30 protein-coding genes are annotated in these 24578 nt (G+C 35.3%); 11 read left to right on the top strand and 19 right to left on the bottom strand.

The window, feature by feature from the left end:
• Positions 1-41: 41 nt before the first annotated feature.
• The 10 genes from PGC14_RS12430 to PGC14_RS12385 form a co-directional block, all read right to left on the bottom strand.
• A complete protein-coding gene (locus tag PGC14_RS12430) occupies positions 42-1394 on the bottom strand; it encodes a hypothetical protein (RefSeq protein ID WP_271629094.1) in 1353 nt (450 codons plus the stop codon).
• Between the two features lie 30 nt (positions 1395-1424).
• On the bottom strand, positions 1425-1979 hold the full coding sequence (locus PGC14_RS12425) for a Uma2 family endonuclease (RefSeq protein ID WP_039767028.1): 555 nt from the start codon (positions 1977-1979) through the stop codon (positions 1425-1427).
• Positions 1980-1998: 19 nt separating this feature from the next.
• Positions 1999-2784 (bottom strand): SDR family oxidoreductase, encoded by a 786-nt coding sequence (locus tag PGC14_RS12420; protein WP_271629093.1) that lies wholly within the window; start codon positions 2782-2784, stop codon positions 1999-2001.
• Between the two features lie 18 nt (positions 2785-2802).
• Positions 2803-3273 carry a 2-amino-4-hydroxy-6-hydroxymethyldihydropteridine diphosphokinase gene (folK, locus tag PGC14_RS12415; protein ID WP_039767055.1) on the bottom strand — a complete coding sequence of 157 codons (471 nt, stop codon included), beginning with the start codon at positions 3271-3273 and terminating at the stop codon, positions 2803-2805.
• Between the two features lie 29 nt (positions 3274-3302).
• A complete protein-coding gene (locus PGC14_RS12410) occupies positions 3303-3512 on the bottom strand; it encodes a DUF3006 domain-containing protein (protein ID WP_333782455.1) in 210 nt (69 codons plus the stop codon).
• Between the two features lie 11 nt (positions 3513-3523).
• Positions 3524-4651 (bottom strand): dihydropteroate synthase, encoded by a 1128-nt coding sequence (gene folP / locus PGC14_RS12405; RefSeq protein ID WP_271629092.1) that lies wholly within the window; start codon positions 4649-4651, stop codon positions 3524-3526.
• A 7-nt stretch (positions 4652-4658) separates the two neighbouring features.
• Complete coding sequence (locus PGC14_RS12400; protein WP_271629091.1) at positions 4659-5606, bottom strand: biotin--[acetyl-CoA-carboxylase] ligase; 948 nt, start codon at positions 5604-5606, stop codon at positions 4659-4661.
• Between the two features lie 68 nt (positions 5607-5674).
• Positions 5675-6082 carry a DUF1284 domain-containing protein gene (locus tag PGC14_RS12395; RefSeq protein ID WP_271629090.1) on the bottom strand — a complete coding sequence of 136 codons (408 nt, stop codon included), beginning with the start codon at positions 6080-6082 and terminating at the stop codon, positions 5675-5677.
• Between the two features lie 249 nt (positions 6083-6331).
• Complete coding sequence (locus PGC14_RS12390; RefSeq protein ID WP_271629089.1) at positions 6332-6781, bottom strand: nucleotidyl transferase AbiEii/AbiGii toxin family protein; 450 nt, start codon at positions 6779-6781, stop codon at positions 6332-6334.
• A complete protein-coding gene (locus tag PGC14_RS12385) occupies positions 6771-7034 on the bottom strand; it encodes a hypothetical protein (RefSeq protein ID WP_039767032.1) in 264 nt (87 codons plus the stop codon). Before PGC14_RS12385 ends, PGC14_RS12390 begins: the two co-directional genes overlap by 11 nt.
• Positions 7035-7773: 739 nt before the next feature.
• Between PGC14_RS12385 and queE the strand changes: the two genes are divergently transcribed.
• Entirely contained in the window at positions 7774-8427 is a 654-nt protein-coding gene (gene queE, locus PGC14_RS12380; protein ID WP_039767034.1) for a putative 7-carboxy-7-deazaguanine synthase QueE, read from the top strand.
• Positions 8428-8497: 70 nt separating this feature from the next.
• Here the strand turns inward: queE and PGC14_RS12375 are convergent, their stop codons facing one another.
• Both PGC14_RS12375 and PGC14_RS12370 read right to left on the bottom strand, forming a co-directional pair.
• Positions 8498-9409, bottom strand: a complete 912-nt coding sequence (locus PGC14_RS12375) for a TIGR00269 family protein (protein ID WP_039767036.1) — start codon at positions 9407-9409, stop codon at positions 8498-8500.
• Positions 9410-9430: 21 nt separating this feature from the next.
• Complete coding sequence (locus PGC14_RS12370; protein ID WP_011915718.1) at positions 9431-9625, bottom strand: MoaD/ThiS family protein; 195 nt, start codon at positions 9623-9625, stop codon at positions 9431-9433.
• A gap of 167 nt (positions 9626-9792) precedes the next feature.
• Here PGC14_RS12370 and PGC14_RS12365 point away from each other — a divergent pair, with 167 nt between their 5' ends.
• The 5 genes from PGC14_RS12365 (at position 9793) to PGC14_RS12345 (ending at position 15455) form a co-directional block, all read left to right on the top strand.
• Complete coding sequence (locus PGC14_RS12365; protein WP_011915717.1) at positions 9793-10191, top strand: zinc ribbon domain-containing protein; 399 nt, start codon at positions 9793-9795, stop codon at positions 10189-10191.
• Positions 10192-10232: 41 nt separating this feature from the next.
• Positions 10233-10607, top strand: coding sequence for a RidA family protein (locus PGC14_RS12360; protein WP_039767037.1), 375 nt, complete (start codon positions 10233-10235; stop codon positions 10605-10607).
• Between the two features lie 35 nt (positions 10608-10642).
• The gene (gene queC / locus PGC14_RS12355; RefSeq protein WP_271629088.1) at positions 10643-11320 is read left to right on the top strand and encodes a 7-cyano-7-deazaguanine synthase QueC; all 678 of its coding nucleotides are present in this window, start codon (positions 10643-10645) and stop codon (positions 11318-11320) included.
• Between the two features lie 444 nt (positions 11321-11764).
• The gene (locus PGC14_RS12350; RefSeq protein ID WP_271629087.1) at positions 11765-13645 is read left to right on the top strand and encodes a hypothetical protein; all 1881 of its coding nucleotides are present in this window, start codon (positions 11765-11767) and stop codon (positions 13643-13645) included.
• A 19-nt stretch (positions 13646-13664) separates the two neighbouring features.
• Positions 13665-15455, top strand: coding sequence for an ATP-binding protein (locus PGC14_RS12345; RefSeq protein WP_039767043.1), 1791 nt, complete (start codon positions 13665-13667; stop codon positions 15453-15455).
• A 645-nt stretch (positions 15456-16100) separates the two neighbouring features.
• Here PGC14_RS12345 and PGC14_RS12340 read toward each other — a convergent pair.
• The 4 genes from PGC14_RS12340 to PGC14_RS12325 all read right to left on the bottom strand — a co-directional run bounded on the left by PGC14_RS12340 (position 16101) and on the right by PGC14_RS12325 (position 17427).
• Positions 16101-16613, bottom strand: a complete 513-nt coding sequence (locus PGC14_RS12340; RefSeq protein ID WP_039767047.1) for a hypothetical protein — start codon at positions 16611-16613, stop codon at positions 16101-16103.
• 77 nt (positions 16614-16690) lie between these two features.
• Positions 16691-16840, bottom strand: coding sequence for a YvrJ family protein (locus PGC14_RS12335; protein WP_011915711.1), 150 nt, complete (start codon positions 16838-16840; stop codon positions 16691-16693).
• Positions 16841-16939: 99 nt separating this feature from the next.
• Entirely contained in the window at positions 16940-17149 is a 210-nt protein-coding gene (locus PGC14_RS12330; protein WP_039767048.1) for a DUF2922 domain-containing protein, read from the bottom strand.
• A 65-nt stretch (positions 17150-17214) separates the two neighbouring features.
• Positions 17215-17427 carry a DUF1659 domain-containing protein gene (locus PGC14_RS12325; protein WP_011915709.1) on the bottom strand — a complete coding sequence of 71 codons (213 nt, stop codon included), beginning with the start codon at positions 17425-17427 and terminating at the stop codon, positions 17215-17217.
• Between the two features lie 212 nt (positions 17428-17639).
• Between PGC14_RS12325 and spoVAC the strand changes: the two genes are divergently transcribed.
• From spoVAC to spoVAE, 3 genes are read left to right on the top strand one after another with little or no spacing between them, the layout of a single operon-like run.
• Positions 17640-18098, top strand: coding sequence for a stage V sporulation protein AC (spoVAC, locus tag PGC14_RS12320; RefSeq protein ID WP_039765717.1), 459 nt, complete (start codon positions 17640-17642; stop codon positions 18096-18098).
• Positions 18099-18146: 48 nt separating this feature from the next.
• Positions 18147-19160, top strand: coding sequence for a stage V sporulation protein AD (spoVAD, locus tag PGC14_RS12315; protein WP_271629086.1), 1014 nt, complete (start codon positions 18147-18149; stop codon positions 19158-19160).
• Positions 19161-19201: 41 nt separating this feature from the next.
• Positions 19202-19555, top strand: a complete 354-nt coding sequence (spoVAE, locus tag PGC14_RS12310) for a stage V sporulation protein AE (protein ID WP_039765723.1) — start codon at positions 19202-19204, stop codon at positions 19553-19555.
• 305 nt (positions 19556-19860) lie between these two features.
• Here the strand turns inward: spoVAE and csx1 are convergent, their stop codons facing one another.
• The 3 genes from csx1 to PGC14_RS12295 all read right to left on the bottom strand — a co-directional run bounded on the left by csx1 (position 19861) and on the right by PGC14_RS12295 (position 23159).
• Positions 19861-21282 (bottom strand): CRISPR-associated CARF protein Csx1, encoded by a 1422-nt coding sequence (gene csx1, locus PGC14_RS12305; RefSeq protein ID WP_271629085.1) that lies wholly within the window; start codon positions 21280-21282, stop codon positions 19861-19863.
• 44 nt (positions 21283-21326) lie between these two features.
• Complete coding sequence (gene csx20 / locus PGC14_RS12300; protein ID WP_039765725.1) at positions 21327-21725, bottom strand: CRISPR-associated protein Csx20; 399 nt, start codon at positions 21723-21725, stop codon at positions 21327-21329.
• A 264-nt stretch (positions 21726-21989) separates the two neighbouring features.
• On the bottom strand, positions 21990-23159 hold the full coding sequence (locus PGC14_RS12295; protein WP_039765726.1) for a hypothetical protein: 1170 nt from the start codon (positions 23157-23159) through the stop codon (positions 21990-21992).
• Positions 23160-23925: 766 nt separating this feature from the next.
• Between PGC14_RS12295 and PGC14_RS12290 the strand changes: the two genes are divergently transcribed.
• Together PGC14_RS12290 and PGC14_RS12285 are read left to right on the top strand one after the other, a co-directional pair.
• Positions 23926-24198, top strand: coding sequence for a hypothetical protein (locus tag PGC14_RS12290; RefSeq protein ID WP_011915702.1), 273 nt, complete (start codon positions 23926-23928; stop codon positions 24196-24198).
• Positions 24161-24553, top strand: coding sequence for a PIN domain-containing protein (locus PGC14_RS12285; RefSeq protein WP_271629084.1), 393 nt, complete (start codon positions 24161-24163; stop codon positions 24551-24553). The genes PGC14_RS12290 and PGC14_RS12285 overlap by 38 nt, the downstream gene beginning before the upstream one ends.
• The last annotated feature ends 25 nt before the right edge of the window (positions 24554-24578 follow it).

Raw genomic sequence — 24578 nt, 5'->3', positions numbered from 1 at the left:
GTTTTTGAAATTTTTATTTAATCAAAATTTGTAGCACATAATTAGCATCTGTCAAAAAAGTCATCAAAAAAGTCTTTAAAAGACCTTTTCAAAAAATCCTCTTTTCTGTCAGGAAAGCTTTTTAAAACAATATTTCGTGCAAGGCTTTCGGCCTCAATGTAGCGTTTTTTAAACTCATCAAAGTTACATTCATAATAAAGGTCTTTCAACCTCTCTTTATAACTTTCTAACATATTAAAGTCGTATTTGTTTGATATCCTTGAACTTGCCTTTTCTAAAAAGCTTGAAAAACTCTCTAAAAGCCTTTTGCACTCTGATGCATCTTTTTTGAAGTTTGATATCAACATACTCAAAATCTCGAGCTCTTTTTCAACTACTTCCTGTCTTGCACCACTTTGAATAAGTCTTTCTACTTGGTCAATCTTCAGGTCAATCTTGTAAAACTTCATACCAACATTGTCGTATTCTGTCCTAAGCTCTGCAAATTTGTCAACAATAGCCTTGCTGTAAGTTTTCTCATAAGTCTTTTCTTTAAAAAGGCCAGAGTCAAGTTTTGAAAACTTGTCTAAAAACTCTTCAATTAAAATTAGTTTTCCAACATCTTCCGATATTTTTAGTCTTGCCAAAAGCTCATCATATTCCTTTTTGATGTTCTCCGCAAGCCTGGGCAATTTTGCTAAAATCAATGGATACTTTTCTTCAAATTCATTTGTCACAAAACTAATCAAATTTGTCAAATACTCTTCTTTTTTGTCCTCAGGCAAGTTTTTGTAATATTCTATCTTCTCATCAAGTCTTTTTATACCCTCTATTTTTTCTTTTAAAACATCCTCTGAATAGACATTTTCATATATTTCATTTATTCTATTTTTTAAATCCTGCTTATTTTTAACAGCCTCAAGCTCTCTGTCAATCTTTTCTTTTCTTTCAATCTCTTTTTCCAATATTGCCTCTGAGTTTTTCAAGACCTCTTCTATAAAATCTAAATCATTTTTTATTATTCTGTAGATGTTAAGAAAAGTTTTAAGCTCACTTTCTGAGTAGCTTTTCTTTATCCCATCATAATACTCTTTCAAATAAGTAAAGTTTAAAGTTGCATTGTTAAACCTCTCCTCTACTTCCTTATAGCTCATAGTTAGCTTTAAATACGGCAATTTTTCTTCTGCCTCTAAAATCCTCTTTGAAATATTTTGGTAATACTCCTCAACAAGCTGGAGATTTTTCAGCCTCTCAAATCTTTTTTGCCTTCTTCTTATAATTAAGATTACAATGAATACAGCACCTACAGCGGCAATCAAGGCTAAGATGCTCAAGAATGTTTGAATATAAAACTCTTTTGAAAAGCGAATCTCAACTGAATCTCCACCGAAACTTGAGAAAAATCCTCCCCACATCTTTAAAATCCTCTCTTTTCCAAATAAACATTAGAAATTGAAAATATTTTCTATATTCACTTTCATATCTTCAAAGGCAGCTGACACAGCAATGCCTGTTTGAGAAAGTGCTATATGTTCAATATATACTCCATTTTCTAAAACGAATATCTGTAGCGATTTGTTGCGCGGATTTACTATCCAGTATTCTAAAACCCCAAACCTGCTGTAAAGCTGCATTTTTTTAATGTAATCAACCGAAGCTGTTGTAGGCGATAGCACCTCAACAATGAGTTTAGGAACTCCTTTGTAACCTTCATCGGTGATTTTACTTTTGTCACAAATCACTACAATATCTGGCTGAACAACGTGCCTCTCATTTTTCTCTTTGTCCTCAAACACAACATTAAATGGTGATATTACAGGAATACATTCTCTGCCCTCAAAATACCTCATAAATTCAATGTTTAATTTTGATATTACCATCTGGTGCTCAAAAGAGGGAGATGCCAAATAATAAATCTCACCGTCTATAAACTCTGCTCTTTTCTCAGAAGAAATTCTCAAAAACTCTTCATAGGTACACTTTTTATTCTCAGCAAGCATATTCTAATCACCTTCAATTTTACTCTTCATATATCATTTTAATTGTCATACCGCCATCTACAATTAAGTTTGTACCTGTGATAAAGCTGTTCTTTTGTGATGTCAAAAACAAGATTGTATTTGCAATGTCCTCAGGTCTACCTACCCTGCCTGCCGGGTGCTGAAGATGGTCTATCTCGCGCAAATTGGGCTCCTGGCGATACTTTCTTTTTTTATAAAGCGAGGTTTCTATCCACCCCGGACTTATTGCGTTTACCCTGATTTTCTTGGGTGAGAGTGAAACTGCCAAAGAATGAGTTAGCGCTAAAATTCCTCCTTTTGATGCAGAATAAGGCTCTGTGTTAGGCTCTGACATGAGCGCCCTTGTTGAGGCAATATTAACTATACTACTCCCTTCTTTCATGAAAGGCAAAAGGTACTTTACCATAAGATATGGTGCGCGAAGGTTTACATTTATCACATAATCCCACTCTTCAACTGTTCGCTGTGAAATAGGCTTTGTTGAAGAAACTGCTGCATTGTTTACAAGAATGTCAATCCATTTGTAATTTCGACCAATCTCCTGACAAGTGCTTTCAATATCCTCCGCATCTGCTAAATTGCATTCAAAAAACTGTATTTTTCCTTCATACCCTTTGAAAAAGTCTTCCATTGCATCCTCAATTGCTTCTCTATCAACGTCAATTGCTGCAACTCTTGCTCCATTTTTAAGAAAAGATAAGGCCGTCACAAGACCAATTCCCTGTGCAGCACCTGTAATAACAACTATTTTGTCTTCAAACTCTGGCATATTTAAAAATTCCATACCCAAATTTCACACCTTTCACATTGAATTTTTAAGCTCTCTGTAGAGCTCAAGAACCGTCTTTTTAAACACTGGGTGGACAAAATCTGGTGCTATTTCAATCAGTGGCAGGAGCACAAACTCTCGCTTGTGTAACTCTGGATGAGGAATTTTCAAATTCTCCTGCTCTATTGTAGCAGAGTCATAAAATAAAATGTCTATATCAATGTTTCTCGGACCCCATTTAAAAAGCCTTTTTCTGCCCATCTTCTCTTCTATACTCAGCACAAAATCTAAAAGCTCAGCGGGCGAAAGCTGGGTCTTACCCATTACACAGCAGTTTAAAAATTTTGGCTGCTCTACATACCCGTAAGGCTCTGTCTCAATAATCTTTGAGACCTTTTCAATTTCTACCTTTTCTTTTAAATACTCTATTGCCATCTCTATATTCTTCTGCCTGTCACCAAGGTTGCTCCCAAGCCCTAAAAAAATAGTTATCTTCTGTGACACTTTCCATAACTTCCTTCCTTTGTGCTGATTTATTCTTTTAGCTCTTCAAAAAGCTTGCTAATTCTCTTTTGTCTATTTTCTGTCTCTTTTTTGTCAATCTCTATCAAAAGCACATCTCCTTCTTTTGCACCCTGAGGAATTATGTCAATCGGCACATTTACAATCTTCCCATCCTCAAGCTCAAGTACTGCAAACTTACCTTCAAACCTGTCAATTACAACCTTCATTTTTTTATCCACATCCCTTCTCCTTAGCTATTTATAATAGCTTCTGTCATCAAGATTGCTCTTTTGTTCTCTTTCACATCGTGCACTCTTACAAATTCAATCCTCTTTAGTGCACAAATTGTCGAAATTGCAATTGTCCCTTCAAGCCTATCTTGAGGTGGAAGCCCTCCTAACACAGTACCAATTGTAGATTTTCTTGACGCACCAATCAAAATTGGCCTTCCAAGAACTTTGAACTCTTCACATCTTCTTATTATTTCTAAATTGTCCTCAAGCCTTTTCCCAAACCCTATCCCTGGGTCTAAGATGATGTTCTCAAGCTCAACCCCTGCTTTGAGTGCCTCATCAATCCTTTTTTCAAAAAACTGCAAAATCTCTTCTATAACATCTTCATAATAGGGGTTTTGCTGCATATCCTTGGGCGTGCCTTTTATGTGCATGATTATAATAGGAACATTATACTCTGCTGCTACCTTGAACATGTCTTTGTCAAATGTGCCACCGCTAACATCATTTATTATGTCAGCACCAGCCTCTATTGCCTTTCTTGCAACAGAACTTTTATAAGTGTCAATGGAGATTGGAATGTCCTTGCTAACAGTTCTTATTGCTTCAATTGCAGGAATAACCCTCTTTAGCTCCTCATCTTCTGGCACTGGTTCTGAAAATGGTCTTGTTGACTCTCCTCCAACATCAATCACATCTGCCCCGTCTTGAATCATTTCAAGTGCTTTTTGGGAAACTTTAGCCAAGTCAACTCTTGAGCCTTCATAAAAAGAGTCTGGCGTGACATTTATTATACCCATCACATTTGTCTTAAGAAGATTTATGACCTTGTCCTTTGCTTGAAGCATTCTTTGTGAAATAGCAAAATCAGCTTCAAAACTGCACTCAAAACCCTCCTCAGCAAGATAACACTTTGTTTTTTCAAAATTAGACTTTGAAGTTGTAGCAAAGGCAATATCATCTTTTGTAACTACATAATAACCAAGGTCTGAAAGAAGCTTTACAAAGTGCGAAATATCTTTGACATTTTCAAATTTTAAAACTACACTATTTGCTCTTTTTTCAAAATCTAAAATCTCCTTCTCATCAAACCCTTTTTGGTACATAATTTTCTTTATATTTGCATCTTTTGAAATAAATCTCAATTTATTTTCACCACCTTATTGTCACCTCTCCAGTTTGGATTTTTATTTCTCTGCCATCCTGTACACAGATAAGCTCACCATTTTGGCCTATGTCTTTACAAAACACCTTTTTCTCGCCATTTATGATAATCTCTTTGCCAAGGTTTATGCAATAGCTTTTATACTCATCCCTAAAATGGGGAAAACCATACTTTTTAAAATTCTCAAGCTCGTTTTCAAATTCTTTTAAGATTTCAATAATTATTTTTGTCCTGTCAAAGTCCATGCCTATCTCTTTCTTTAATGTAGTTGCAATTTCCAGAAGTTCATCTGGAAGGCTGGCTGCATTTACATTAAGCCCTATTCCAATGATGACATTTCCAGCTCCTTCAAGCTCACCTGAAAGCTCTGTCAAAATCCCACATACCTTTTTGCCATTCAAAAGGATATCATTTGACCACTTGATAAAACTTTGAACTGTATATTTTCTCAAAACCCTGTTGACAATAAGCCCTGTAAAGAGTGTAAGCGGAACCACCTTTTCTATGTCAATGACCTCAAGCCTCAGAAAAATAGACATCTTAACTCCTTTTTCTAAGTCAGTCCAGCTTCTGCCAAGCCGTCCTCTGCCAGCATTCTGTCTCTCTGCATATACAACCGTTGCTGATATTAAGCTTTCTTGATTTTCTTTTACATAGTTGTTTGTTGAGTCTATTTGCGGAAAATATAAGAAATCCTTGAACAACTCAGACTTTGAGATGAAATCTTCTATCTCCCAAACTCTTATTATGTCTTTGTCAACAAGCTGATAGCCTTTTTTCTTATAAGATGCTATTGCAAAGCCCATCTCTTGCAGGCTTTTGATTCTTTTATTTACTGCCATACGGCTGATTTCTAGTTCTTTTGCAAGATTTTCGCCTGAGACAAAGTCCTCTTCACAGAGCTTTTTTAATATGTATATTGACTTTTTGTCCATGGCTTTCAAAAAATCCCTTCCTTTTTGAAGAATCAAATCTCTTTGTTTAGAGGCCTCTTTTAAGCTTATTAATTTTGCTCACTTTTTAGTTTCAAGAGCCCCTCTTTGCAATACCCCAAGGAAAACCACTCACAGCTTCTGCAGATACTCTCAAATTCCTGGGTTGAGAGCTTTTTTATTACTTTGTAAATCTCATTTGGCAAAACACTGTCAAAATTGCTAATACCGTTTTTGCAAAGAAACTCCCTAAGCTTTACATCAAAGTTTTTCACCTTATCTTCTGCTGCGCAAATACCATCCACAAGTCTTGGACATTTTTGGCATATAACATCTGGGTGTGTGACAAGTACAACTTTTTGGCCTTCAGTAAAAACCTTCTCATACACCTTTCTAAAATTATCCACAAACTCCTTGTTATAACCAAGTCCTCTAAAGCCAAGAAAACACAAAAGATGGTGAAATCTTAATTCTATCATGAAACTTGACTTATAACGCCTACAATTGATTTAATTTAATTATACCACTTTCACCCAAAGTACAAAATTACAATTGAGACATTTGCCTCAAATCTTCCAAATATTGGTTAAATAACAAAGACACTTGTTCTATCAAGCTTTTGTTAAATATTTTGATTTTGCCAATGTCTTCAAAATATTTTTTCTTTAGTTTATCCCATCGATGCTCAATAATTTCAATTTTTGGATAAATCAATAAAAAATATTGTTTTAACTTGGTTTTTTTCTCTCTCTGTAAACAATCGTAATATCTACTATATCACGAATTTTTAAATTTTCAGCCCTATAAAAAAGTTTTTTGACAATTATTTCCTCTGGTGTTTCAAGCCGCACCTTTCTACCATTAATCTCCATAATTTGACAATAATCTTTGGTTAAGTATGGCGCAACGACAAAATCTATCTCGCCTTCTGGAAACCTTAGCTTTACAAAATTAGATGCCTCAGTATAATCATCTACTATTTCTCTTGCCACTTCGTTTAGCCGAGGAGAGAGAAATGGAAGATATTGTGCTTCGGTTAAAAAGATATCAATATCTTTGCTTTCTCTATGGTGAAAGTACAAAGAAAGAGCTGTACCACCACCAAATGTCCATTCTTCTTCAGGTATTTTTGCACAGTCCAGAATAAGTAGCGCCTTATTAAATAATTCAGATAACATCTCGCAACATCTCCTCTAACTCTCTATTGGGATATAATTCTTTTACAAAAGATTCATAGTACTGTAATAAAATATTCTCATCAATCTTGTATTTTATAACAAATCGTATAATATCCTCCAGTGGAACATCGGTAAAGAAGTTATATATCTGCACAGAAAATTCTTCCTTGAACTCTTGATTTTTTATCATATCTGCAAGTTTTCTTTCGGTAAGGTAATTTACTGTCTGGGCATTGAGTGTAGTCTCTATCATCTTTATCACCCCTAAAGCTTTATGAAATTATACACTCTCTCATATGTCCTAAGTCCAGAGGTCAAAAACATTTTGCTGCACAGGCTCCTAAATAATAATCTCTGAACCTTTTTGTTCTTTTTATATAAACTTCTCTTGTCTTGATTATATACTTTCCTGAAAGTTATATTCAATATAAAATGAATGAAGTCATTATCTATGTTTATTTAATATTTAATTATAGCGGTTTATAATTACACACTTGTAGTTTTTATCTTTTTTGCATGTATATCCATTTTGACCAAAAGTCGTTTCTGTCGACCTCTAATGGCAATTTTTTAAGATTTAAATTGTATTCGGTTTCATCGTGGTAGAGTAAGGTCTTGTTCAGATTATTGCAGCTGCTGGATAAACGGAAAGAGTTGAGGTGCTTATATTCCTTGACCTTTCTACATTAAATTGAGTTATCCAAACTTTCTAATGGTTTGTAGCCTACCTTTGGGGAACTTAGATATAAAAAGTAAAATCATTTTTCTCAAAACCACCTCAGTTGATGAGGTCAAGGTGGTTTTTATATTGCCAAGAATATTTATATTTCATTGAAATTTAAATTTTTATGTATTAAAATAGTTACACTGCTGATTTTATCAATGCACAGCTTCTTGCTTGTCATGCTTTAAAAATTATAGCATAAAAAGAATTTTACTTTTTTGCAAAAACACTCTTCTTGACTGGATGTTAAAACTGGTAGGGTGATAAAATGAAAAAAGCCAAATTCAAAGTTGTAGAAAAATTTGTCAGCATCGAAGGAGAAGGAATAAGAAGCGGGTTTCCTGCTATCTTTTTGAGATTTGCAGGGTGTAATTTGAACTGCTCTTATTGCGATACAAGGTATGCCACACAAAATCCTAACTATGAAGAAATAACACTTGACCAAATACTTGAATATGTTAATTCAACAGGTTTTAAAAGGGTTACCCTAACAGGTGGCGAGCCTTTAATACAGCCTCACATATACCACCTTATTGATAGCCTTATTAAAGAAGGTTTTGAAGTTAACATTGAGACAAATGGCTCTGTTGATATAAGATATGTCAACCGAAATGCCATTATCACAATGGATTACAAATGTCCATCAAGTGGAATGGAAGACAAGATGTTATTAGACAATATTAAATATCTTGGTAAGTCTGACGTTTTGAAATTTGTTGTTGGAACAAAGCAGGATTTAGAAAGAGCTTTTGAAATAATCCGGTTATTTGAGCCTTCATGCAATATCTACTTCAGTCCTGTGCATGGGAAAATTGAACCAAAAGAAATTGTGAATTTCATCCTATCACATAAACTTCAAAACTGCAGACTGCAGCTTCAGCTTCACAAGATAATCTGGCCAGATAGAGAAAGAGGAGTTTAAAAATAGGACAAAATAAATAACAAAAGGGCTGGACGAGTTGGATTTTCAAAGCTGCCAGCCCTTTTTGAGTTTAAGTTTCTTGTTGCTGGTTGCAAATCTTTACAAACCTGCAGAACGAACACTCCTCGGTCGTTGTGACCTGTCCACAAGTTTTGCACTCTCTTAGTTCAAGTTTTTCACTCACATCCTGAAAATGCCTTCTGCCCTTTTCAAGAAAACCATTTAAAAACCTTTGCTTTGTCCCAGGGCTTTCCTCTTCAAGCTTATTTAGTACTTCTTTGAAAAGAATTGAACGTGCTCCAACAGAATGAGGACACTCTTCATGCAAAAACTCAATCTTGTTCAAAAGCACATAGTAGAGGTTTTCTCTTTCTGTTAAACTATAAAGAGGCTTTACTTTTTTTATGAGTTTTGGATGAGTTTGAGGTAGCACTGGTGCTTGTCTTGCAAGATACCCCTCTTCCCAGCTTAAGACATTCCCAAGAAGTGTTGCCGCTTCATCGTCCAAGTTATGACCTGTTGCAACAGCCGAAAAACCGCCGTCGTATGCTACCTTGTTAAACAAATACCTTTTGATCGACCCACAAATAGAACAAGGACTTCGTTTTAAAGTCTTTGAAAGCTTGTATATATCAAGTCCAAACTCCTTTTTGATGTCCTTTACAATGAGCGGAAGGTTATTTTTACTTGCAAAGCTCTCAACAACCTCTTGTGACCTGTTGGAATACTCACCTATTCCAAGATTTATATACATTGCAACAACATTGTAGCCTTCTTTGACCAGAACATCCCAAAGAGCCATACTGTCTTTGCCACCAGAGATTACTGCTAAAATCTTATCTTTTTTGTCAAACATCTTGTATTTGCGAATATTTTTAGCTACTTGATTTCTGTAATAATACAAAAAACACTCATTGCAAAAGGCTGCATTGTGTCTTTTGAGCAAAATTTTAGCTTTTTGTTTGCATCTTACACACTTCAATTAACCAAATCCCCCTTCTCATCAGCCACCTGAGATTGCAGAGATTATCTCAACTGTATCCTCATCCTGTATGATTTCATCTGGAGCAACAATCTCACCGTTTTTTATAAAAACATGTGACTCTAAGCTTATCCCAAGCTCTTTTGCAAGCTGCTGGGCACTTTTCGGTCCTTTTATAGTAACCTGTTTGTTTGTTCCAACAAATACCACTGTCACCTTTAAAATCCCTCCCCACAAAATATTTAAAATACCTTATTAATTATAGCATACCTCAATTATACCATGAAAATTTTTGAGGAGTTTCTTCTTCTGTGGTTGAAAACATATATTAAAATGATAAAATATTAAAAAGAAGATTTTAGCTGGAGCTGAGTTTAAAGTCGATGTTCTTTATAGGAATATTTGGTATAGAAGAAAAGGCAAAAGTCATTCGTCAAATAGATGTTGAAATATGCCCATTTTGCACACGCAAAGGTTCGTACACTCTTTTTAAGGTTTATAACTATCTCCATTTCTTTTTTATACCTGTTTTGAGGTGGAACACAAGATATTTTATTCAAACAAGTTGTTGTTCAAAAGTTTACCTTATTACAAACCCTCAACTTGCACATGATTTAGAGTATGGCAAAGATGTGCCTATTACCCTTGCTGATGTTGAACTTTTTAGAAATTTGCAGGGAATGTACCAAGAAGGCATTGACTCTGATTTTTGTCCAAACTGTGGAAACAGAGTTTCAAAAAACTTCCTGTACTGCCCATATTGTGGTCAAAAACTTGAATAAAATCTTTAAAGACTTACTTTAGAAAGGAGAACTGATAAAAAATGAAAAAGTGTATAGTGGCAAACGACGCTCCAAAACCAGTCGGCCCTTATTCACATGCCGTTTTGATTAACAATATGCTTTTTGTGTCTGGCCAGCTTGCTATAAACCCGCAAACTGGGAAAATAGAAGGTGATGACATAAAAGCTCAAACAGAGCTTGTCTTTAAAAATATCGAAGCTATATTAAAAGAGGCTGGGTTTTGTTTTGACGATGTTGTAAAAGTAAACGTATATATTTCAGATTTGGCTGACTTTGCTAAGTTTAATGAAGTCTATAGCAACATCTTCAAAGGAAACTATCCAGCAAGGACAACTGTAGAAGCAAAGCTTTTGCCAGGTGCGTTGGTTGAAGTTGATGTTATTGCTGCAAAGTAAAAAGCTGAAAAAGAAAGGAAGGGCTATTTTAAAAAATGAGAGCTGTTGTTGTTCTGTCTGGTGGAATGGATTCAACCACTCTACTTTATGATATCAAAAACCAAGGATATGAAACCTATGCTATTAGCTTTTTGTATGGTCAAAAACACTCAAAAGAGCTTGAATTTGCAAAGAAAACCTGTGAACTTTTGAAAGTTCCACACAAGATTGTTGATATATCTTTTTTTGCAGACTTAGCACCATCAGCCTTGACAAAAAGCAGCTGGTCAGTGCCTGAAGGATATTACACAGATGAGAGCATGAAGCAGACAGTTGTTCCAAATCGTAATATGGTCTTTTTAAGCTTGGCAACATCATATGCAATATCCTTAAAAGCACAAAAGCTCTTCTACGGAGCACATGCTGGCGACCATCCTATTTATCCTGACTGCAGAAAAGAATTTGTTGAAGCTATGAAAAGATCAATTCTTCTTTGTGACTATCAAATTGTAGAGCTTGAAGCTCCATATGTAGACCTGAAAAAAGAGGATATTTTAAGGATTGGACTAAAACTTGGTGTTGACTACTCTCTCACCTGGTCCTGCTACAAAGGCGGTGAAAAAGCTTGTGGAAGATGTGGAACTTGTACAGAGCGAATAGAAGCTTTCAGAAAAATTGGGGTAAAAGACCCTATTGAATACGAAATAGAAATTGACTGGGACCAAAAAACATGAAAAAACTAATATAATAAGGCTGCCCACACATATTTCAAAGTGGACAGCCTCTTGTTTTTTACTTTATCTGCCCATTTCACAGTTGAAAATAACTTTTATCTCTGAATCTTTTGTATTAAGACTTGTATCACTTAAAATGTCAAAAATATTTCCTAACTTATTCCAGATAACTTTTAATAAGGGGATTTTTCAAAAAGCAGCTCATTGTTCTTTTGAGATATTCTATATTTTGGTTTTCAATCTTCTCTTGTTGATACTGCTTCTCCAAGAAATCAAGCTTTTGTCGGATGATTTATAAACTTTTTCATCAAAATCACCTCATAATTACAAATTAAAAATGTGAATTGTTTTGAATATTCGCATTTTTATCACAATCCCCCTGTACATTTTCGTCAAAACAATTATAATATTAGGTAAATAGAAAAAATATTGGGGAATTTTTATATGTCTAAACTGTCCCAAATGTATTCTTTTTGGAAAAATTCAATTACCCAGTCTAAAGTTAGATTTAATACAAACTTAAGTAGCATATTTCAAGCTCTTTCAGGCTTCTATGAAAACGTGATGCCTGACTTTGCCATAGAATGGGATAGTTTTTTTTCAAACCCCACTTTCAGGCATCAACTTTCTCAAAAGATAGAGAGCTTTTTTCAAAAAAGAGAAATAAACTTTGTTGCAATTGATGGCACTTGTACAAAATGGGAAAGTTCAAATTACCTAATATTTTTTGCTGGAGCCTACGGTGCAAGAGGAAAAATCATACTTGCTCCTTACTCGGAAAAAATCAAGTATGAAAAATGGGACTTTTCAAGAGATGTTACAATGATGGCCCAAATACCAATTATGCCTTATGAAATTGAATTTATCGCAAGCGAAGAAGAAAAGAAGTTCTTGGGCATAAGTTCTGATAAAGATTATCAAGAGATTTTAAACCTTCACGTTTCACTTATGCGATTAGCAGAAATCTACCTTGCATACCATATGGCTTCATCCTCTACTATTGACATGCCTCAAATAATCCTTTTAGACCTTATGCCAAGCTCTCTCTTGAGAATTCCATATGTTAATTATAAATCCTTGGGATTGTTAGGTCATAGGTTCAGAAACGATACCATAAAAATTAGTAATGTGGTTGTTTCGCTATCCCATCCTTTTAATTATCAGTTGCTTGTACCATCTAAAAAGAAGTACAGGGATTATTCATATTTTCTTGCAAAAGTCACTCAATCAATGAGCCAAGACAGAACAAAAACCGCCTTTACTTATGATGAGCTTTGCAGGCTAACTGGGAAAAATATTGAAGATCTCAAGCGAATTGTCCAGTTTTTAGAAAAAAACCAAATTTTAAAAATCAAAGAAGACGGCATACAAATGGATACATCTCCTGATCTTTGTTGGCAATATACAGTTGAATTTTTTGAGTATTTCTGTTCTCAGCTTTTTATCAAAAAAGACCCAAAATCCTTAGAGTTAGATTTTTACAAAGATAGTGGCACACCGTACCAAAATATCTCGCACCAAAATTTTAAAAGAGTAATATCACATGACGACATCAACTTTTTAATTTCAGTGGGAATAAGAGCTTTAATTGAAAAGTGCTGGGATAACAATATTTTACTTGTTGGAATTGCAAAGGATTCACAAAGCAGATATTTTTCTCGAAACTATCTTAAGCTCCTCATCGCAAGCAATTTGTTATCAGCTGAGATGAAAGAAAAAATGGAAAAGTATCCTATACCCATTTTGTGCAGTGACAGACTGCTTTTTGAAAACTACGCATACTTCAATCACAATCTCAACTCGCCTTGGTCTTCTGTGGAATTTGACTCTGCACTTTCAACACTTTTCGTGAACGAAAAAGGCGAAATAACTGGTGTAAAAGGACACATTGTTGCAGATGATAGGATATTTGCAAAATCCATTGCACAGTTTTTCATTAGCAGAAAGAAAAAAATCCCTTCAATGGGGCATGCAATATTTATTGAAAGGCTTTTGCACCCAAGCCTTGACAAAAATTTTTTAGAAAATACATTAATTGATTCACCCAAGTTGGGCTCTATTTGCCCATTTATACACTTAGATAAAACCTTTACAAGCTGGGGACAGGCAATGAATATGTATTTTTTGAGCGTTCTTACAAAAAATCATTTTCCAGAGGTTATAGGCTATCCTGAACCGCTTCATAAAGCTGACAGAAGCGCAAGGACTCTCTTGAGATTTGCAAAAGGGATTATAAAAAGTTCTGACATAGAAGAAAAAAGATTTCCTCTGGCCAAGCCTTTGAGAAAATTAAGAGACAATACAGATTTTGAAGATGAAAACTAAAAAAGGTGGGAATTGAGATATGTTTAATCAGGAAATAAGTGGAATACTTATGAAAGTAGATTCGGATTTTTACACCAGATACAGGGCTGAGGTTTGGTTTGACTACACCAAAAAAGCAATAAATGAGATAAAAGAAGGGTCTCTTTTGGCAATCCAGAACTTTTCGTCGTCTTCTGACAAAATTCACTATTGTATTCTTGAAATCTCATCCATTTTGCCTTTGCACTATGGTCTTAACAATGACCTGAGTGGATATCCTGGTTTTTTGGTCGAAGCTGCTGAAAATGTTTATAGAGACTGGGAAGACCAGCAGGATGAACCACTTGATGATGCAACAAAGATAAAATGTATCGCAATCCCCACCAATTTTGAGATTGTTATAAACAGCAGTGGAAAATTAGAAATTGGAATTGAGTCAAATCTTCCTATGATAGGCGCAAAAGCATTTTTGCTTGATGTTAATTTGACAAACAGAATAATCAACCACGGAATTGATGGTCAAGAACAGATAATAAAAATTGGGCATCTAATAAGAGATGAAAATGTCAAGATTTTGCTCAAAACTGAAGAGCTTTTAAGACTTCATTTTGGAATTTTTGGCTTTACAGGTGCTGGAAAGTCAAATCTTTTGAGCACTCTCATTAGAAAAATTATGCTTGATGTAGAACTTCCTGTAAAAATAGTAATTTTTGACTTGATGAGTGAGTACTCAACCCTGCTTGTCGACCTTCTGTATTCAATTGACCAAGCCTATATCGTCGGACTTGGCGAAAAGACATTTGTTGGATCTGTCTTAGAGGTTTTTAGAAGCAATCCAGAGGTAGCAGAGCATAAAAAACTGCTTATCAAAGCAGCTAAGGACATGGCATATTCTTCTTTGTATCCAAAAGGTCTTGCCAAATACAGAGACCTTTTTACAAAAGCATTCTATAAAATTTTAAATGATAAAAAGATAAAACTGTGGCAAGATTCAGGTTTGACCTTGGCTGATTTTGTAAGACTTCATGAAAAACAGCTTTTTAAAGGATATCTTGGAAGAAGCGAAGCAACTTTAAGAGAGCTTGTTGAAAAGATGAAGCAGGTTAACCGCCCACTTGATGTTAATCTTTGTAAGGCTACTATAGAAAGAATAAAAAACAATTATCTTTCAGGGGATTTGAACAGCATAGCTCGTTCTAACTTGGAATTGTTTGTCAAAGAACTTGAAAATAAATATAGGGATCTTACCTCAAATTCCACAAGACCAGAATATACCATAGACCAAGAAACCAGTTTGAATCTACTGAATGATGGTTCTAAAAAATCGCTCTTGATATTCCAATCTCATGACCCAAATGATCTTCGAAACAAAGCGTATCAGCTTGGCATGTCAATCTTTGAAGATAGGCGTAGAAATGGAATAATCGAACCTATAGTGAGCTTTATATTTGATGAGGCAGATGAATTTATTCCACAGGATGCAAAAGATTCTTATGAGCGTTCAAGTGAAGTTGTGATGAACCTTGCAAGAAGAGGAAGGAAATTTGGGCTTGGCGTTGGAATTGCCACTCAGCGAATAACTTATCTTAACACAAACATCATGGCACAGCCCCATACATACTTTGTGAGCAAACTCCCAAGAAAATCTGACCAAGAAAGAATTACTGACGCTTTTGGTATAGGCGAAGATATGTTCAAGCAAACTTTCAAATTCAAAAAAGGCTGCTGGCTTCTTGTAAGCTATGACGCAGTTGGTCTCGAAGCTGTGCCAATGCCAATTTATGTTGAAAATGCAAATGATGCAATAGAAAGGTTCTTAATCAGGCTGTAACCTATATTTCGTTGAAAACTTCATTGTACAACCACTCTTCTTTAGCAAAGCTTATATATACCATTTTCTTGATAAATTGAACATTCATATATTTCATATCAGCTGCTTTATTGATTCAATGGAAAGCTCAAAAAGTATGTAAAATTGATTGTACAATTCTTGATTTATATTTATGCTCTGAATATAAATAGATTTTACAATTTGATCAAAAGTTGTATCCATCGGCCTCCAGTGTAAAAATTTTGAGGTTTGATTTGTATGCGGTTTCATTTAGATTTGGCGTAGCTTTTTTGAAGTCTCTGGCAGCAGCTGTATAGACGAAAGGCTTTAAGGTGGTTTCGCTCATTGATTTTTCTATATTAAACTTAATTATTCATAGATGTTTTGATGTGAAAACATCTACATATGTATATAATATTAGATATAATAAAATCAAGTTATTTGACGTGTTTGTAACCTTCCTTTTGGGTGTGAGTAAGATATTACTGCAGAAACATTTGAAAAAGAAAGCAAGTTTGTAGCCTGTCCTTTGGAGATTGAGAGAGGTAGGAGTTTTCTTTCTGAATTTTTTATAAAAAACGTGGTCACCAAAGCTGCAAAAGGATGTTGCAGCCCTGATGCCACATGCAAAATGAATTATTTGCCCTACTCTAAACTAAAGACATTTTCAAGCTCACACTCTTCTTTTATTGTACACACTCCTTTTGCCCACATTGAAGAGAAATAGTCGCTGATTATGCTTGCAGCTGTTATCCTTCTTTTAAAATACTTTGCAGAGCCAAAACACTGCAAAACTGCTCCGCACTTGAATAAAATCTCAAAACCTTCTTTCTTTTCATCTATTTTAAAAACCTGAGACAAGTTCACATAGCCAAAGATAGGGTCTGTTGCTACTTTTGCCTTTCTGGTCTTGACAGGGATAAATGTAACATCTGGAAGAACAATTGGAAGAAGGTTCTTCTGCCCTATCTTCTTTGAGATGAGCTTTTTTATAGTCAAAGGATCAATTGCATACATAGAATAGAGCTTTTTTGTAAAGCTTCTGATTGACATATGACAGACTTTCTTTTCACCGTTTAAAAGAAGAAGCATAACTCCATCGCCGCTATCAAGATACTGTGGCACAAAGTATATAATATCTCTTGGAATCTTGTCCATTTAAAATCACCATCCTTCTGATACTTCACCAGATTTTACAACTTTTATATTTATTATAACGAACAATTGTTTGCAAGTCAATTGCTTTTAATCTGTATTATTTTTTCTGAGAGCTTGTCTATGGTGTCAGAAAGCTTGTCAATTTTGCTTTCAAACCTTGTTAAAAGATATACGCAAAGTACAATGGGAAAACCTATGTTAGCAATGTTTGTTATAATCTCCTGCACTGATATCACCTCCTGTTAATTTAAATTATCATGTGCTTTTATTAAGACATATCGGGGCTGCCTTCTGTTTAGCTTTTAAGAAGACAGCCCCACCAATTTTTAGCCAATGAGCTGATTTACATTTCTGTCTATAATTCTCGCTGAAACCTTCTCAACAATTGGTGCAGACACTGAAAAAATGTTCTTCTGGATTATCAAATTCATTACATTTTCAACTTCTTGTGCTGTCAAATTGCTCTTGGGGTCTGGGATTGAAAGCCTGAATGTTTTGCCATTTTGAAGCCTGAATGTCAAAACCAAAGTGAGCACTGCTTCTCACCTCCTTTCTTGCTAAAAGACTTTTTAGGCATTAAAGCCTCAAGATCTCAAGTGTATCAGTACACAAGCTCAAAGTTGTTCTGCCTGATGATTGCGTAAAGTGGCTTTGTCTGAAGGCTTGCTATAGCTTGAGCAACCTGATAAACATCCAAATCCTGCGCATCTGGTCGGATGTCATAAGAGAGTGTTTTGACTCTGATTTTGCCAGTTGAAGTTGTTCCATTTTGAAGTTTAATTAAAAGATTTCCTGTAAGTGGATTTGCTGCCATCTTTGCCTCACCTCCTTTCTACAGCTTCTATTTTATCGGGTAGCTGTGCCACTTTCAAAAATTATACGAATGTTTGTTTGGTTATTCTGAGTGAGATTTGCTATCAAATGTCGCTCAGATGACTGCAAATCTCATTTGGATGTGCATAAATCTCAAAAAAACTTAAAATAATATCTTTTTGAAATCCATTTTTTAAGGAGGAATCTATAGAGGTGAACCTTAAAGAAAAGAAGGCAAAAGAGTATCAAGATATGGTAAAAGCCCATGAGCTAAAAACAAACCTTCTCAAAAACTGCATATTTGCCTTTGTTGTCGGTGGAATTATTTGTGATATTGGTCAAGCCTTTTTAAACCTATATTCAATGTACTTTCCAAAAGATGAGGCACAGACACTTACATCCATCACAATGATTTTCCTTGGCGCGTTTTTGACAGGAATTGGCGTGTATGACAAAATAGGCAGGTTTGCAGGGGCTGGCAGCATTGTTCCAATCACCGGGTTTGCAAACTCAATTGTCTCACCTGCTGTTGAGTACAAAAAGGAAGGATTTGTGTTTGGAGTTGGTAGCAAAATGTTTTTGATTGCAGGACCTGTATTGGTCTATGGAATATCTACCTCAATACTAATTGGTCTTGTGTACTATTTTGTCAAAATTTTTCCAAAGATTTAATTGGCCTCAAGGCTGAACTAAGAAGCCAGCAAAGGGGGCTTTGGCAGATTGAAAAAGGTTGGAAAATCTACTTTCAAGTTTGAAAACTGCCCTATAATCTCAGACTGTTTTACCATTGTTGGTAAAAAGGAAGGAGAAGGTCCGCTTGGGCTCTTCTTTGACATGGTAGTTGAAGATGAGTATGCCGGGCAAAAATCTTGGGAGCTTGCGGAAGGAAAGCTTCTGAACATAGCAATTTCAAAACTTATTCAAAAAAGTGGTTTTCCTCCTGATGAGGTTGACCTGATCTTAAGCGGCGACCTTTTGAACCAGCTCACAAGCTCTCACTTTGCCATAAGAGATTTGGATATTCCATTTATAGGGCTTTATGGCGCATGTTCAACTTTTGCACTCTCTGTTGGGCTTGCGTGTGTGTTTGTTGACGCTGGGTTTGCAAAAAACGTAATTGCTGCAACATCATCTCACTTTTGCTCTGCTGAAAAGCAGTTCAGATACCCTTTGGAGCTTGGTTGCCAGCGCCCCCCGACAGCACAGTGGACTGTCACAGGCGCAGCGTCGTTTTTGATAAAGCCTGAGGATGGCACTCAAAAGCCTAAAATCACTCACTTTACAGTTGGAAAAATCTTGGACTATGGTATAAAAGACTCGAACAACATGGGTGCGTGTATGGCACCTGCTGCGTTTGACACAATCACAACGCACCTTGAGGATACAAAAAGAGATTTTACCTACTACGACATAATTGTCACAGGTGATTTAGGATACGTGGGAAGAAAGCTTCTTGAAGAGCTTTTCAAAAAAGAAGGAAAAACCTTGTCATTTGAGCTTTTGGACTGTGGGATTTTGATGTTCGACCAAAAGACACAAGACACAGGAGCTGGAGCAAGCGGCTGTGCCGCCTCTGCGTGCGTATTTGGTGGATACTTTTACAAGCTCATGCTTCAAAAAACTTTCAAAAGAATTCTCATTGTACCAACTGGTGCTCTTTTGTCTTCTTCAACAGTCCAGCTTGGTGAAAGTATCCCTGTGATTGCTCATGCACTTTCAATTGAGATTGAGTAAATCCTTTGATGTATCTGCTTTTGTAGAGGTGATGATGACAAATGGATTATTTAATGGCATTTGTAGTTGGCGGGCTTATCTGTGTTGCTGGTCAGATTTTGATTGACAAGACAAAGCTGACATCCGCAAGAGTGCTTGTGCTCTTTGTAACCCTTGGCGCAATGTTGCAAGGTCTTGGGCTTTACCAAAAGCTTATTGATATTGCAGGTGCTGGGGCAACAGTCCCTCTTCCTGGCTTTGGATATTCTTTAGCAAAAGGTGCTATTGAAGAGGTGAAGAAAATTGGGCTAATAGGAGCCTTCACAGGGGGAGTGTCAAGGACAGCTGGCGGTATTGCCGCAGCTGTGTTTTTTGGGTATGTAATAGCGCTTATTTTTAATCCTAAGAGTAAGTAGAATTTCGGAAATGTAATTCATGGAACACTTGCAGATAAGGTCATGCAAGAGGGAGAAGGCATTCAGAATAATGAGGATTTTGGCAAAAAACGGCTCGGTTTGTAGCCTGCCCTTTGGGGATTGAAATTTTTCCAAATAGTAAGCTACTCAAAAAACAACCCTGAGAAAGAAAAGACAGAAAATTTTCTTTTACATAAATGTCTAAAAAATTCCAAAGCAGACGCAGCCAAATAAAAAAGGCTTGCGGGAAGATTTGCCAAGCTGCCCGCAAGCCTTACAATTTTACTGTGATAAATCAACATATTTCACACTCTTTCTTTCAACCAGCAGTCTATCATGCCCTGTGGAAGTCCCTGAATATATCTAACATACACTTTGAGGCCGTCGTACTTGACTTCTGTGACATTGCCTTCAAGCCCTGAATGTGCAAAGAAATTTCTCTTGTCTGGCTCATCGGCAATTGGTTTTGTTGGGTCGACAATTTTTCTAAGCCTTGTCCACTGCTGAGTCTCACCATACGCCTGTATCTTTTCAGTGTCGTTTGAAATCTCATTGCCAAGCATTGTCCAGTTCATCGGAATACCAAATATTGTATAAATCTCTGCAAAAGTCTTCCCAAGATTCTCCAAATCAAACCCAGTCTCTTGGCAAAACATTGTGATGTTGTATTTCTCTAAAACCTCAACAATGCCCATGTAAAATCCCAAACTCAAAATTGCATCTAAGTATGCTTTTTTGTTGAGCTTTGGAGAGCTTTTAAAGTCTTTTAAAAGCTGGTCTTTTGCATGGCTGATGAGATTTTTAAGTTCATTTTTAATCTCATCTATAGAATGGTATGGATGGTAGTACAAATACAGTGGAACGTTATTTTTGATTGCTGAAAATAAAATGGTAAACATTTCTATCTTTTCTTTCAAAGACTTTCTCTTCTGTCGTATTTGTTGCTTTTGCAAAACTTTATTGTTACCTTTCTGGTCATCTTGTGGCTCTTGATAGATATTTCTCAAAAACGAAAAGTTGTGGTCGCAGGCTTCTTTTTTGCTGATCGGGGATGAGAAAAAAGCTGTATAGCTCTGTGGCTGAATATGTATCTCAAAAGATTCTGCTGTGCTTCCTATAATAGGGTCTGAAAACGTAAGGTATATCTTTGGACGCTTTTCTTCATGAATCCAGTGCATAAGTCTTGTAAAAACCGCAAAATGCCTTGATGCCTCTATCATTGCTGATATGTATATGTTGTGCCCACTTGAGATGTCAAGATAAATCTCATCCACATCTTCATTCATATACCTTTCTATCATGTCAAACAGAATCTCAAGGACTATATCGTCATAGCTACCATCAAGCTCTATATTTTTAAGATATGTCCCAAGCGAATGAATCACAACTGTTTCATCTCTCAGCCTCTCAAGAGGAAGCCTGTCTATTATTCCAAAAGGAGATTTGAGATATTCTGAAGGATTTTCATATATCCTTTCCAGTTCCTCTTTTAATGAGTCATCTTCTACCCAATCTTTGAGCCTTTCATTTAGAACAATGCTGACAGGATAAATCACGGCTGCTTTTGCCTCTTGCCCTTGCTGTCTTAAAAAATCCCTTAAAACAAAGCTGGAAAGCTCTGAAACTTTTGAAAAGTTTACAACCTCATCATTAAATTTGGTTATAAAAAAGTCTTTTAGCGCAGCTTTGGGATTGTCAAATCGCCCAATTTGGTAAATAATCTTCATATAAAAACCCCTTTCTTCAAAAAAGGTTTGCAGACAAAATTTTTTTAGCTGCAAAGGATATATCTTCTGAATCTCTCATGCTTGAAGATCTTTATTAATTCAACAGAACCGTCTGGCTTTATAACTTCTTGAGCTGTTCTTTTAGTTGTGGCATAAATAGGAATAAAACCATTTTTGAAGCACCAGCTGACAAGATATACTGTTGCGCCAAAATCTCCTTGAATGAGGCAGTAGTTGAGGTTTTGGCTTTTGTTTCTACTCAAAAATGAAACAATAGGCTTGAACATTTCCTCATTTAAATCAACATCCGGCGGTATGTTGCTCCAAAAATTCTGCAAATCTTGAGGAAGTGAAATTATCTCCTCAACCCCAAGCACCTCTCTTGCTTCTTTTTCCTGTTCTTCTGTGAGAATGTGACTAAATATCAAAAACAGCCTATTCAAAACTTTTCACTCCTTTAATTCAAATTATATACTACTTTGCCAAAAAGTTGAATATTGATTTCATAAAAAAGGCGGGAAAGAGGAGTAAAAAACAATCCTCTTTTCCTGTTCAAATCTGTATATACTTAGTTTTCTTTATAAAAATCAGTATATCACATTTTAAAGCACCTTGAAGTTCTTTTCTTAATCCCTCTCAAAAGCCCTTTAACAACTAAAGAACAGAACCAAAACTGTTGCAAATACAAGAGGTTTTTTAAAGTATCTTTAAAAACTCTTTCCACCTGTTGACTTTTGATTTATCCATATACTGTCGTCAATAAAATGCAATCTTTTTATCACAACATTTGAAATTTTACCCACAGAAGAATATTTCGACAAATCCCATAATGTCATGTAGTTGTCAAGCGCAGGTATGCAAATGTTTTGTTTTATTCCTGTATACTGCATTGAGCCACTGCTGTCTTTTGCCGGCTGACCAAAAATTGTTAAACACGAAAACGAAAGTTCTATCGCATCAACAGGAGTTAAAGAAAGATTAAAAAGTTCAATTTTAGCAACTGGAAAATTGTAAGTCTTGGTGTCTACTTCGGTGCTATTTACATATATTGGACAGTTGTTGTTAGCCTTTTGATACAATCCAAATATAAATCTTAACTTGTTGATATATTCTTGAGTAGTGTAGTATTTTATCAGGTCAACACAATCTTCAAAAACGTAAACTTGCTTATCATAGTCACTGTCGTAATAAGTACAGCCAAGAACATAGTATTGTAATAGAGTATAATCATTTTTTTCCATTTCATCAAATAACTCGTCGATATCCTCACTTGTTCCTAAATAGCTTTTCCTCTTTTTTGGGTCATAATATGCATAAGCTATTGTATATTCCACTATTTTGGTATCATTCTTTAGTATTTTCAACAAAAAATTTAACTGGTCATAATACTCAGAAGTTTTTTGCTCTCCATCCAAGATTCCTAAAACAATATCTACCCTTTTGCCATTCATTTTTACACCGTTTTTCCTGTAAAGTTCATTTAGAAATATAAAAGGTTGTTTATTCAAATACAATACCGGTACCTGCTGACCATTTAAAATGCACCAGTTTTTAGGTTTGATGTTAACTGTATTAATTTTTTCGTTCCATTTGCTGCGAGGTACACCAACTACTGACTCTCCAAGCTGTCTGAAACAATAAACTCCATTTTCAGAACTTAGAATTTTGTAGCCATAGTAATCTAAATGAAAAACATTGACCATCAAGTTACCATTAACACTGTAAACAGGCAACTGAACGCCATCTATATAAACTTTATAGTCTGAAAGCTTAACCGTCACAGGCGAAGTCAACGCATATGAAATGGTATGACTAAAAAGGCAAATCAAAGCCAATGTTAAAGTTAAACTCAACACCTTTACAAATTTCTTCTTCATTTTCCCAACTCCCCTAAATTTTACCTACAATTTGTATTTTATTTATTATTTTGGTTTTTTCAGTTCAAAAAATATGCGAAGTTGATTTCATGTTAAATTCTTTTACTGGGCTGCTTCAATTAAACTCATACTTGGTTACCTATAACTACTCCGCAAAATCACAAGATGGGTGATTAACAATTTGTATTTTTAAAACACACAAATAGAATATAATTTCATTTTGACCAAAAGTCACATCTGTCGACCTCAGGTAGTAAAATTTTAAGATTTGATCTGTATGCGGTTTCATAAAGATTTGACATGGTTTTTGCAAAGTTTCTGGCAGCAGCTGGATAGACGGAAGACTTTGAGGTGGCTATATAGCTTGATTTTTCTGGCTTGATGTGAGTTTCCCACAGATGTTTTGATATAAAAACATTGACAGGGGTGTATAATCTTGATATAATAAAATCAAGCTTTTTGACGTGTTTGTAGCCTACCCTTTGGGGATTGAAACAGGTCATCAAGCCATTTCTCGCCATATTCAACCGAGTTTGTAGCCTACCCTTTGGGGATTGAAACGCCGCCAACGTGTAACGCTCGCTTTTGGGGAACTGGGTTTGTAGCCTGCCCTTTGGGGATTGAAACGCTGTGGTTGAGATTGCAAAATTCCTGTATCTATAGTATCAATAAAATTAAGTGTTCTTCTTGGTTTGTTTGATTGAACACTTTTTTCCGATATGTTAAAATTTATTGTTAGAAGTAGTTTTATTAAAAGGTGACTAAAATGATAATTAGGAAAATAGTAAATGGCTATCAACTTGAGAAAATAGTGGACATTCCAGAAGCAGCAAAAAATATGCCTGTTGAACTGATAGTCAGAATACCTTCAAATAAAAGAAAAAAAAGTAAAAAAGGTGATGAAATTCTAAACGAATTGTCTGGTGTGTTTGGCAAATATAAAAACCCTAATTTAATCCCCAGTGAAGAAGAAGCATGGAAGAATACTGTGAGGGAAATATATGAGAAAGAACAAGAAGAAAATTTTAAAACTAATTGATGCCAATGTGATTCTGCGTTTTTTACTAAATGACATTGCTGAGCTTAATCAAATTGCCAAGGAAATTATCAAAAACAATGAAGTATTAATTTTGAATGAAGTAGTTGCCGAAATTGTTTACGTGTTAGAAAAAGTTTACAAAGTAGAAAGGAAAGACATTTGCAACACGTTGATAAAATTATTTAATCATCCAAATATCTTTGTTCAAGACTTAGAAGTGTTAACTGAGGCGCTAAAAGTTTATGTAGATAAAAGCATTGATTTTGTTGATGCTATATTAGTTGCCCAAAACAAATGCAAAGGTTATACAGTCTATACATTTGATAAAAGACTCGAAAAACTTTTGTATTCATAATAAAATACACTCCTATGGCAACAAA

Source organism: Caldicellulosiruptor sp. DIB 104C (assembly GCF_028198085.1).
Taxonomy (GTDB): Bacteria; Bacillota; Thermoanaerobacteria; order Caldicellulosiruptorales; family Caldicellulosiruptoraceae; genus Caldicellulosiruptor; species Caldicellulosiruptor saccharolyticus.
This window is presented reverse-complemented; position numbering and strand designations above follow the sequence as displayed.